This is a genomic window from Mycobacterium sp. IDUB_37 (genome assembly GCF_055419245.1).
The window spans coordinates 198,179-208,865 of the sequence record NZ_JBVAXG010000008.1; the positions used below are offsets into that span (position 1 = coordinate 198,179).

The 10,687-nt window shown below is 65.8% G+C and carries 10 protein-coding genes; 7 read left to right on the forward strand and 3 right to left on the reverse strand.

Annotated elements, in window-relative coordinates; translation table 11 throughout:
* Positions 1 to 214: 214 nt before the first annotated feature.
* The 3 genes from ACZY1I_RS24395 to ACZY1I_RS24405 all read right to left on the reverse strand — a co-directional run bounded on the left by ACZY1I_RS24395 (position 215) and on the right by ACZY1I_RS24405 (position 3,898).
* Positions 215 to 2,614 carry a hypothetical protein gene (locus ACZY1I_RS24395; RefSeq protein ID WP_463758377.1) on the reverse strand — a complete coding sequence of 800 codons (2,400 nt, stop codon included), beginning with the start codon at positions 2,612 to 2,614 and terminating at the stop codon, positions 215 to 217.
* Positions 2,611 to 3,357, reverse strand: a complete 747-nt coding sequence (locus tag ACZY1I_RS24400) for an NUDIX hydrolase (RefSeq protein ID WP_463758379.1) — start codon at positions 3,355 to 3,357, stop codon at positions 2,611 to 2,613. The genes ACZY1I_RS24395 and ACZY1I_RS24400 overlap by 4 nt, the downstream gene beginning before the upstream one ends.
* A gap of 85 nt (positions 3,358 to 3,442) precedes the next feature.
* On the reverse strand, positions 3,443 to 3,898 hold the full coding sequence (locus tag ACZY1I_RS24405; RefSeq protein ID WP_463758381.1) for a MerR family DNA-binding protein: 456 nt from the start codon (positions 3,896 to 3,898) through the stop codon (positions 3,443 to 3,445).
* Positions 3,899 to 4,226: 328 nt separating this feature from the next.
* On the opposite strand from ACZY1I_RS24405, the gene ACZY1I_RS24410 reads away from it, so the two are divergent.
* From ACZY1I_RS24410 to eccD, 7 genes are all read left to right on the forward strand, one after another.
* Positions 4,227 to 5,678 (forward strand): CCA tRNA nucleotidyltransferase, encoded by a 1,452-nt coding sequence (locus tag ACZY1I_RS24410; protein WP_463758383.1) that lies wholly within the window; start codon positions 4,227 to 4,229, stop codon positions 5,676 to 5,678.
* A 173-nt stretch (positions 5,679 to 5,851) separates the two neighbouring features.
* Complete coding sequence (locus tag ACZY1I_RS24415) at positions 5,852 to 6,361, forward strand: pullulanase (protein WP_463758386.1); 510 nt, start codon at positions 5,852 to 5,854, stop codon at positions 6,359 to 6,361.
* A gap of 249 nt (positions 6,362 to 6,610) precedes the next feature.
* Entirely contained in the window at positions 6,611 to 6,937 is a 327-nt protein-coding gene (locus tag ACZY1I_RS24420) for a WXG100 family type VII secretion target (protein ID WP_463758389.1), read from the forward strand.
* 62 nt (positions 6,938 to 6,999) lie between these two features.
* On the forward strand, positions 7,000 to 7,290 hold the full coding sequence (locus ACZY1I_RS24425) for a WXG100 family type VII secretion target (RefSeq protein ID WP_463758392.1): 291 nt from the start codon (positions 7,000 to 7,002) through the stop codon (positions 7,288 to 7,290).
* A gap of 24 nt (positions 7,291 to 7,314) precedes the next feature.
* The gene (locus tag ACZY1I_RS24430) at positions 7,315 to 8,187 is read left to right on the forward strand and encodes an ESX secretion-associated protein EspG (RefSeq protein ID WP_463758394.1); all 873 of its coding nucleotides are present in this window, start codon (positions 7,315 to 7,317) and stop codon (positions 8,185 to 8,187) included.
* A 33-nt stretch (positions 8,188 to 8,220) separates the two neighbouring features.
* Complete coding sequence (locus ACZY1I_RS24435) at positions 8,221 to 9,201, forward strand: MinD/ParA family ATP-binding protein (RefSeq protein WP_463758396.1); 981 nt, start codon at positions 8,221 to 8,223, stop codon at positions 9,199 to 9,201.
* On the forward strand, positions 9,201 to 10,682 hold the full coding sequence (eccD, locus tag ACZY1I_RS24440) for a type VII secretion integral membrane protein EccD (protein WP_463758399.1): 1,482 nt from the start codon (positions 9,201 to 9,203) through the stop codon (positions 10,680 to 10,682). The genes ACZY1I_RS24435 and eccD overlap by 1 nt, the downstream gene beginning before the upstream one ends.
* Positions 10,683 to 10,687: the final 5 nt, after the last annotated feature.

Below are 10,687 nucleotides of genomic sequence, written 5' to 3' on the forward strand. Positions count from 1 at the left end.
CCCCAGGACCGCTGCACCAGGGCGGCGTCCGACAGCTCCTCCTTGCGTGGGCGCTGCTGCGCCGGCAGGTGCCGCTGGGGCAGACCCCGCGGCGGGACGGGTTCTCTTGGTTGCGAAAGGGGCTGCTGGGACAGCGGCTGCAGAGAAGGCGAGGACGGGGGCGGTCCCTGGGACGGCCGCCGCGGCGGTGGTTGCACCCGCCGGGGTGCGGGGTTCATACGCGATGCTCTTCGTGGACCCGATGATCGATTTGGCGCTGCTGCTCGACGGGCCGCTCCCGTCCGGCGGCGGGCGGGTCGGGACGATCCAGGTCGGCACGGTCGGGTTGGCCGCGGAACCGGTGCCACAGGCGTCGTCCGGCCAGCGTCACCAGCACCAGCGCTGCGGTGAGTGTGATGGCGAACAGCACCTTGCCGTAGGCGTTGGAATGCACCGACAGTCGCACCGGTTCCCCGAGCGACGTGCCGTCCGGAGTGCGCAAGCCGACATCGATCGCGACCCGCTGGGTGAAGTTGACCTCGATCGGGACCCGCAACGGCAGATAGCCCGGCGGGAGTTCGATTTGGCCGACGTCGGTGACGGTCATCCCGGGCGGGGCATTGACCTGCAGCCGTACCCGGATGGGCAAGGCCAGGTCGTTGTGCAGCGCGAGCGGAAGCGGACTGTGCTCGGTAGCCAGCGTGTAAGAGCCGCCGGGGTTGACGATGAACACCGAACGGAAGAAGTCCTCGATCGTGGCGCCGACGACTGACAGCCGCTGCTGGGCGAGCCCGTTGCGGGTGTCCGGCGGCGAAGCCTGGCTCAGCGCGCGCAGCATGTCCTCGCGCAGCGGCGCGGTGTACTGCACGCCGGTCAGGCCGGTGCGGTCGTCGGTCATCAACGCCGCGGTCAGCTTCCACAGCCGGTTCACCTGGCCGGAGATCTGGCCGGTGATGTCGTCGCCGAACCGCCCGCGATCCGAAGCGAAGGCGCCGGCCGGTTGCATCGGCTCGGTGTGCGCGGCGGCGTCGGCGACTACCGCTGCAAGCGGGCGCGGGACGGCCAGACCGGCGCGGATAGTGGCGGCCAGCGCGGTCAGGATCGACTGCGCGTCGTCGCCGCGCAGAGTCCACGACGCTGACGGCACCAAGATCTGGGTGCGCGGTGCTGCATCCGGCGCCAGGCTGCGCCACATCATGGCGCCGAGGGCGTCCTGGCGGCGGGCGGTGGCGGAGTCGTGGTTGACCCGGATCGACAGCGAGGCGTCCAGGTAGGTGGGAACTGTCGGGTTGGTGCCGGCGGCAGCCAGCGCAGCGCCGACGGCCGGATCGAAGGGTGCCGCCACCACTTGAGCCGAGAGCCGGCGCGGTGTGACGTCGGGGCTGCCGAAAGCCTGGCCGTCGCGCGGGGTGAAGTCGGCGGCGGCGACCACCACGGTGCTGTCGTTGGCGTTGAGGAGGGTGACCGCGCGGTTGGTCAACGGGCCGTCCGGCAGCAGGGCCGTGCCTCGGACGGAGCTCACGTCCAGGATGCGGTCGACGATGTCCGCGGTGCCGACGGTGGCGGCAGAGTTGAGCCCCGCGTCGTTGACGCGCTGCAAGGCGTCCAGGTCGGCTTGCGCGTATGGCAGCGCCGCGACGCAGGTGCGGTGGGCCAAAGCGCGCAACCGGTTCAGCCACAGCGTGGCGGCCGCCTGGCCGGTCCCGGGGTGGGTGGGGGTGCCCGGTAGTTGTGCGCCGCCGTCGGGGGAGTTGGACACCACGTAGCCGGCGGTCATTGCGTTGACGGTGACAAGCAGGTCGGGGTCTACCGCCAGACACAGCGCGCGGCTGACAGCGCCGTCGGGGTCGACGTCACGGCTGGTGACCAGTTCGGCCGAGCCGAGCAGGGTATCCAGCCGGCCGCCATTGGCCAACGAGTTGGCCAGGTCGTCGTCCACCAGGCGGACCGGAATGGTGCCGCCCGGCACGCCGGGGGCCAGCCGCGGCTTGTCGGCCAGCGGCCACAGCATGGTCATCCAGACCGGCTTGGTGGTGTCGGGTGGGACGGCGGACTCGAAGTCGGCGGGCTTGTCCGGCGGCACGCCCATCACGGGCAACAGGAACCGCGCGTTGTCGAGCCGGGCCGGTGCGCCGTAGTCGGGTGTGCCGTTGACGTTGACCAGCAGCGGAAAGATCCCGGGCCGCTCGATCGACAGCGACGGCGCCTTCAGCGAGCGCAGCGGAGCCGACAGGGTGAACCCGGCCTGTTGTCCGCGCTGCAGTTCGGGGGACACGGTGAGAAATTCGGCGGCGGGCTCGTACTGGTCCGTGCTGCCGTCGAGACTGGTGCGCAGACCGGCCGACGACGAAATGGCGACGGCATGCTCGAGGCGGACCATGACGTCGCGGACCGGGCGGTCGCCGATGTTGGTGACCATCCCGCTGACGGTGACGACGGGGTCGCTGGTGGTGGTGATCAGGTCCGGGGTCACCTGGTCGATACGCACTTGGACGAAGGGCGTCGCAGTGGGTTCCCCGGCGTGCGCGCGCGGCGCGGTACCCGGCGCGGTCACTAACATCCCAATGCCGGCCACGATGCCGATCACCGCGGCGAGGCGCACCACCTTCGCCCACCGAGTTCGTGGCGAAGTCACGGCCCCCGCCCGTGACCGTTCTTCCGGCCCGGTTCGGAGTCGTTGGCGTGACGGGTGCGGGAGTGGGTCTGCGGTCGTTTCCGCGGCGAGCTCGGAGGCAGCGGCGGGAGAGCTTCTTCGCCGTCGTTCTGCAGCTTGTCGATCAGTTCGTCGGCGCGCTCGGCTAGGCGGCGCTCGTCGGCGTAGGCGAGCCGCGACGGCAGTTCCTGGATCGGCACCCACGCCACCTCGGCGACCTCCAGATCTTCGTCGGACAGCTCTCCGCCCAAGAACCGCATCAAGTAGTGATGCACGGTCTTGTGCACTCGTCGGCCGTCGGTGACGAACCAGTAGTCGATGCGTCCCAATGCGGCCAGCACGCCGCCCCGGATTCCGGTCTCCTCGGCAACCTCACGAATGGCGGTCTGCTCGGCGGTCTCGCCCATCTCGATGTGGCCTTTAGGCAGCGACCAGAGCATCCTGCCACGCCGGTCGATGCGGCCGATCAGGGCAGCGACCTGAGAGTCCCGCGGGCCGTCAATACCATCGATGACCAGGCCTCCAGCGGAAGTCTCGTGCACCGTGCGCATCTGGTCGGTGCCGTTGCGACGGGGCCTTACCCGGCGTTGGGCAGCGGTTGCGGGCGTCGGGTGGCTGTCGGGAACCGGTGTGATCTCCGTAGTATTTTCGGCTGGGCGCGCGCCACTACGACCGCGGCGCCGGCCTCGGCGTCGACGCGGTTTGGCCTGTTCGCCCTCCGACATTCAAGCGATATTAGCTGCCCAACGTGGGTCTTCTTGATTCACTCGCCGGTTGACAGCTGTTTGGCACCGCGGCAGGTCCCGGTTTTCAGCTCACGTTTGCCGCTCGGAGGGGTGGGTTTTGGGTTGTGAGATGGCCCACATCTTCAAGAATTCCGCAGACGGTGCCCGGCTTTTCCTCGGGACAGTCGTCGGCGTGCCGACGGGTGCGCACGAGAGATTCGCGCAGGGCGAGCAGTTCGGCCACGGTGCTATCGATCTCGGTGATGCGTGCGTCCAGCAGGTCGCGCACGGCGCCGCACGGCGGCTTGCCGTCTTTGCGGATGGCGATGATGGTGCGGATGTCGTCCAGGTGCAGCCCCAGCGATCGGGCCCGGCGGATGAAGGTCAGCAGTTCGATGTCGCGCGTGTTGTACAGCCGGTAGCCGGTAACGGTTCGGGCAGCCTCGGGCAGTAAGCCCTTGGCCTCATATACGCGGACGGCCTTGCGGGTCACGCCCCCGGCTCGGGCGACATCGCCAATGGTCAGACCTGGTTGCGTCATGCGCTCTACCTCCTGCTTTCCATTGTCGACCTGGCCCCAGGGGGCAGGTTCTAGCTTTGGCTCGAACCAAATTGAGACTGACTAGATAGGTGGAAGAACATGTCTTTGCAACAGGGCGACGTCTACGTGTGTGCGGACTCCGATTGCGGCTGTGGCTGCGAGTTGACAGTGACCAAGGGAGCGGGGTCGTCGTGCACCTGCGACACGCCACCGAGCTGCTGCTGCGGCACCGCTCTGGTCAAGCAGCCGGGCTAAACGGACTGTCGGACTTCTCACATGGGCACCGAACGGGATCGGTGGTGATGTCGCGCGACTAGTCTGATCGAACGTGGCCCAACCCGTCCAGGATGCTGAACTGCTGACCGCTGCCGCGGTCGCGTTGCACCATTACGCTCCGCTGCTCCGCGAGGTGGGTTCGGCGTTCGCCAGTGCCGGCCACGAGCTGTATCTGGTCGGTGGCTCCGTGCGGGACGCGGTCCTGGGCCGGCTGCGCCCGGACGCGGACCTGGACTTCACCACTTCTGCTCGTCCCGAACAGGTGCAGAAGATCGTGCGGCCGTTCGCCGACGCACTCTGGGAAACCGGCATCGAGTTCGGCACCATCGGCGTCGGCAGGGGTGAGCACCGGCTGGAGATCACCACGTTTCGCGCCGACACCTACGACCAGGTGTCACGCAACCCGGAAGTGCGCTTCGGTGACCGGCTCGACGACGATCTGGTGCGCCGGGACTTCACCGTCAACGCGATGGCGGTGCGCATCACCGCGGACGGTCTCGGAGAATTCCTGGATCCGCTGAATGGTCTGGTGGCGCTGCGCGCCAGGGTGCTCGACACCCCGGCATCCCCCGAGGTCTCCTTCGGCGACGACCCGCTGCGCATGCTGCGCGCCGCCCGCTTCGTCGCCCAGCTCGGCTTCACGGTCGCGCCACGGGTGCGGACCGCGATCGAAGAGATGGCACCGCAGCTGGGCCGCATCAGCGCCGAACGGATATCCGCCGAACTGGACAAGATGCTGCTGGGCAAGGACCCGGTGGCCGGCATCGACCTGCTGGTGCAGACCGGGATGGGTGCGGTGGTGCTGCCCGAGATCGGCGGCATGCAGATGGCCATCGACGAACACCACCAGCACAAGGACGTCTACCAGCACTCGCTGACGGTGCTACGGCAGGCCGTGGAGCTAGAAGATGAGGGCCCCGACCTCGTATTGCGTTGGGCCGCACTGCTACACGACATCGGCAAGCCGGCCACCCGCAAGCATGAAGACAACGGCGGGGTGAGTTTCCACCACCACGAGGTGGTCGGCGCCAAAATGGTCCGCAAGCGGATGCGGGCGCTGAAGTACTCCAAGCAGATGATCGACGACGTTTCCCACCTGGTGTATCTGCACCTGCGATTCCACGGTTACGGCGACGGCAAGTGGACCGACTCTGCGGTGCGCCGCTACGTCACCGATGCGGGGCCGCTGCTGTCGCAGCTGCACAAGTTGGTGCGGGCGGACTGCACTACCCGCAACAAGCGCCGGGCTGCCCGGCTGCGGGCCAGTTACGACACGCTCGAGGAGCGGATCGCTGAACTGGCCGCGCAGGAGGACCTTGCGCGGGTGCGTCCGGATCTGGACGGCAACGAGATCATGCGTCTGCTCGACATCCCGGCCGGGCCACAGGTTGGGGAGGCGTGGCGCTTCCTCAAGGAACTGCGGCTGGATCGAGGTCCACTGTCCAACGAGGACGCGACCGACGAGTTGCTGGCGTGGTGGAAGTCGCGTGGGGACGACGCTTAGCGTCGACTCGGCCGAGCACCACTAACCTGGCAACAGGCAACGAAAGTGGGCAGCCATGAAATTTGGTCCCCATCAACACCGTTGCCTGAGCACGAACTCGCGGTCTGGCAAGGCAATTCGTCCTAAAGCCGGGCTAGTGGAACCCTCAGTGCGGCAACACCGTCGAATCAGACATGGAGTACTGCCTGAGCGGTGACGACAACACCGCTGCGATATGGACCCGCCCGCCCGATCTCGACCTGAACGGCGACGGCCGACTCGACGCGATCGGCCTCGATCTCGATGGCGACGGAATGCGCGACGACGCACTGGCAGACCTCGATGGCGACGGGCTAGCTGACCACGCGTTGCTGGATGTGGACGACGACGGCACGCCCGAAAGTCTCTTTGTCGACGATGGGTCGGGAACGTGGTCGGTCTCCGTCGACCGAGGTGGCCAGTTGCGGTGGTTCGGCCTGGACGGCATTGAGCACACTGGTGGCCCATTGGTCGACTTCGACGGTGGCGGTCATGCCGACGACCAATTGTTCGACGCTGACGGCGACGGTGTCGCCGATCGGGTGGTGTGTAGCGGTCCGGAAGGTGTCACCGGCTACGTCGACACCGACGGCGACGGTAGGTGGAACATCCGGCTTACCGACACCGACGGAGACGGGACGGCCGATGGCGCTTACGTGTTGTGACCGAGGTGCCAATAGCCACAGCTAACTTCTGAGAGCCGTTGTTTGAGTCATTATGCGAAGCGAATGGCGTGTCGATCGCGGTCTACTTGGACCGCCGGTAGATGCGAGATATGCGGCATCACCTGCTAAAACGCCTGTTCGAGACCCTGTGCACAATCCGTCGCAGCTGAAGTGACAGCGTGTGGCGCTTGGTTTAGCTTTACGCAGAACCCGCCTCGGAGACCGCGATTAATTGAGGGAGACGTAAATATGGCAAACGCAACTGTTGTAACTCCGGAACTGCTGCGCAGTTCCCAGCAACGGATTGAGACGCGATTGCAGGAGGCGGTTGTGATCGCCAACCAGTACCTGAGCGGTCACGAGAACATCATCGGCGGCACGGGCTGGGCGGGCGATGCCGGTTCGACGTCGCTCAACACCGCGGGCCAAATCCACCACGATTTGCAGCAGATCATGACGGGCGGTCAGCGTCTCGCGCACGGCCTCGGTCAGTCCGCCGTTCTGATGGAGAACCACGAGGCCGACGCGGCGCACAACCTCAACGGCGTGTTCGGCGGGGGAACGCAAGCGGTTTAACGAGTCGCCACCGAATCCCAAATCCGCAAACCCGTCGAATTCAAGCTAAGGAACCAACAGTCATGGCAGATCACATTGTCTACAACCACGGCGCGGTCATCGGCTTCGCCGGAGAGGTCGGGGCGCAAGCCGCGCAGCTGATGGAGGTTCACTCCGACGTGCTGCACATCACCCAGTCGCTCGCCGACTTCTTTCAAGGCCACGGCGCCACAGCGTTCTTCGATGCTCAGCAGCAGATGTTGCGCGGCTTGGAGGACCTGATTCAAACCGTCAGCCGGCACGCCCACACCGTCCACAACGTGGACGAGATGGCGCAGGCGACCGACGCCCAGATGGGCGCTCTGTTCACCTAACTACTCCGACCACTGGCAGGGCGCATGCGACGCGTGCGCCCTGGCCTGCATTTTGAGGGAATCTTGTTAACCACGACTGTCGACGGGCTATGGGCCCTGCAAGTACTCACGGGCATTGAGACTGTTGCCCCTGAGCTCGGTCTGCGACCCCATCTGCCAAGCGTGGAGCCGAAGCGGCTCGCCCTGGAACACCCCGTCACGTCCGAGTTGCGGAGTGTCGGCGCCGTCGACGAGTTCGGAGCCGTCGACCGGACCGTGCTGGAGTGGTTGACCGTGCTGTCGCGTCGCGACATCGCGCTGTTCGTCCAGGTCCGAGCGCCGGGCGACGAGGAACCAGCACGGGTCCTGCTCGCCAGATTCGCCCAGTGGTGGGTTGCCTTGGAGCGTTCCGCGGACCTGGTCCGGATCAGTGGCGCCGGCACTGCCGACGCCGAAGGGCCGACTAATGGTGTGCTCAACTCCCAGATCGAGCGGATTTGCGGACACAACCCGCCGGCATCGCTGCGGCCCGTCACCATCGACACCGCTGCCATGCGCGCCGCGGCAACCAACCGGGAAACGTTGAATGCATTCCTGGCGGATCAGCGGTTCGACGCTGACCAAATCCGGATGCTCGCGCTGGCCGCCGACCCCAACCGATCAGCTCAGGCGTCGATCGTCGCGATTCAGTCCGGAGTCGCCACCGGCAGACCCCAACGAGCTCATATCGAAACAAGCGCGGTGACGATCATCGATACGCCGGAAGGTCGGTTGCTGGCCGATGACATCCAGCACTCGGGGAAGCGGTGGACGATCGTCGCCCCCGGCACCGGCAGCAACATCGCTGTTGCGGTCAACAAATTGATGCGGCGCCTGCCCGCTGAGCAGGAATGGTATTCGTACCGAAAAGTTGTGTAGTCGAGAGGTCGGTCAAGTGTTAGCAATGGCGTCATGACGAATTCGTGGAATACGGCTTCGCTTTATCAGCACCAAGAATCGGTGTCGGGTACCTTGCGTATCTCCGACATGGTCACCCCGCGCAAGATCCCGCCCGGCTCCGGCTGGCGAAGGTTTCTGTACGGCGTGTCTTTTCAGGCAATCAATTTCGGCGAATCACCAGCCGAGAGACATTACCGAGAATTGCAGGAGCGGATCCGGCGGCACATCCGGAAGCAGTACGTGGTCGGGATGGTCTCGGGTAAGGGCGGCGTCGGTAAGACCACGATGACCGCATGCATCGGCGCTGTGTTTCGGGAGTGCCGACCCGACAACGTCGTTGCCGTCGATGCGGCACCCGGATTCGGCACCCTGGCAGGCCGAATCGACGAATCTCCACCAGGGGACTACTCGGCCGTTCTGAATGACACCGACGTCCAGGGTTACGCCGACATTCGGGAACACCTGGGACAGAACAGCATCGGCCTCGATGTACTGGCCGGCAACCGAGCTTCGGACCAACCGCGACCACTGGTGCCGTCAATGTTCACCGGAGTGTTGTCGCGACTGCGCCGCACCCACACGGTCATCGTGGTCGACACCTCCGACGACCTCGAGCACCCGGTGATGAAGGCAGTGCTCGATTCCTGTGACGCGCTTGTCTTCGTCTCTGGCCTGACTGCGGATACATCGTTGCCGGTGACGCGCTCGATCGACCTATTGCGTTCGATGGGGTACCACGAATTGGTTTCCCGCAGCACTGTCGTCCTCAACGACAGCCGTAACCATTACGACCCCGATGCGCGGGCATACCTCACCGAACGCTTCGGCCAATCAGGCGCGACGGTCGAATTCATGCCCTACGACCCGTACCTGGCAAAAGGCGGGATAATCGATACGCGGCACGAACTGAAGAAGAAAACGCGACTTCGGCTATTCGAGATCACCGCGGCCCTGGCCGACAAATACATTCCGGATGCCGACAGGCCGCGTTAATGGCAAAAGTTTCCTTTCCGGCCAGATGTGCGGTTGCAGTCGTTTGTGGTGAGCACCTGCTCTCGCAGGTGTATCCGGCGTCGGTACCCATCGAGGTCTTCATCGACAACGTGGTCGAGCTCATCAACGAGGAGCTCAAGCGTCGAGGTCTCGACGGTCTGGAGTCCGGCGTCCGGTACGAACTGCAGAAGGCCAACGGTGTCCGCCTTGATGTCGGCAAGACATTGGACGAACTCGGAGTCGAAGACGGCGCCACGCTGTCGCTGGTACCCGCGGCTGAAGGCGAGTCATTCGAACCGCAGTATGAGTCGTTGTCCACCGGATTGGCTCGGGCGGGTAAGCAGCTGTTCGCACCGGTGACGGTGCAGACTGCCGCGCACACCGCGCTGGCCATCGTCGCGATGGTCGCTGCGTCAATCCTGGGATCCGCTGTACAGCAACGTATTTCAGCCGATTCTCTGATGCCCACCGCCGTCACCGGTGGCGCCGGTGTACTGGCCGGTCTCGGAGCGGTCGCGGTGTGGCGGTGGTGGCCGCACCGCCTCGACATGCTGGATGGACTGGGCTGGCTATCGGTCCCACTGCTGGCGATCAGTTTGGGTGCCGCGGCGCCCGGACGGCTGGGATCGGCGCACCTCTTCATCGGGGCGTTGTGCGCAGTGGCGTTGACCTGCGGTATCACCATGGCGACGCAGCGCCATATCGAGACGGCATCGGCAGTCGTCACGCTGTGCGGACTGGGCCTCGGCGGTGCGGGAGTAAGGATGTGGTGGCCGGCTCCCGCCCAGTGGATCGGTATGTGCACCCTCGTCGCCCTCCTGCTGGTGTTGACGTTGGCGCCGACGATCGCGCTGTGGGTCGCGCGGATCCGGCCGCCTTACTTCGGGTCGATCACCGGACGGGATCTGTTCCGACGCGGCGACGGCCTGCCTGTCGACGCCGTCTCCCCGGTAAGCGAGGGCATCGAGGAAGACACCAACCCCGACACCACGCCGCGCGGCGCGCAGATTGCGGCGGCAGCGATCCGAGCCAACGACGTCCTGACGGGAATCTGTGTGGGCGCGGCGCTGACGTTGCCTGTCGCGGTGTGGACCGTATTGATGCCAGGTAGCGCGCGCAGTACGCCTGCCGCCGTCCTCGCCGGACTGTTCGTGCTGATCTTCATCAGCCGGGGACGCGCGTTCGCCGACAAGCGCCAGGCTGTTGCCTTGGTGTGCGGCGCCGCGACGGCCACCTGCGTTGGTGTCATGAAATATGTTCTGCACCAGCCAACTTCGTCCGGTGAGCCCCTGCTGTATGCGTCAGTGCTGCTGACCGCCTTCGCCGGTACCGGGTTGCTGACGGCGCTGCTGGTTCCGGTCACCAGGTTCACGCCGCTGGTCCGGATGGCCGCCGAATGGCTGGAGATCGTGGCAATCATCGCGGCGCTACCGCTCGCCGCCTGGATTGGCGGGCTCTTCACCTGGGTGCGCATGCGATGAGCCGG

Excerpts from the sequence above, each read along its gene's own strand:
- ACZY1I_RS24400 (WP_463758379.1), bottom strand. The coding sequence starts at position 3,357 with ATGTCGGAGGGCGAACAGGCCAAACCGCGTCGACGCCGAGGCCGGCGC.
- ACZY1I_RS24405 (WP_463758381.1), bottom strand. The coding sequence starts at position 3,898 with ATGACGCAACCAGGTCTGACCATTGGCGATGTCGCCCGAGCCGGGGGC.
- ACZY1I_RS24415 (WP_463758386.1), top strand. The coding sequence starts at position 5,852 with ATGGAGTACTGCCTGAGCGGTGACGACAACACCGCTGCGATATGGACC.
- ACZY1I_RS24420 (WP_463758389.1), top strand. The coding sequence starts at position 6,611 with ATGGCAAACGCAACTGTTGTAACTCCGGAACTGCTGCGCAGTTCCCAG.
- ACZY1I_RS24425 (WP_463758392.1), top strand. The coding sequence starts at position 7,000 with ATGGCAGATCACATTGTCTACAACCACGGCGCGGTCATCGGCTTCGCC.
- ACZY1I_RS24430 (WP_463758394.1), top strand. The coding sequence starts at position 7,315 with ATGCGACGCGTGCGCCCTGGCCTGCATTTTGAGGGAATCTTGTTAACC.
- ACZY1I_RS24435 (WP_463758396.1), top strand. The coding sequence starts at position 8,221 with ATGACGAATTCGTGGAATACGGCTTCGCTTTATCAGCACCAAGAATCG.
- eccD (WP_463758399.1), top strand. The coding sequence starts at position 9,201 with ATGGCAAAAGTTTCCTTTCCGGCCAGATGTGCGGTTGCAGTCGTTTGT.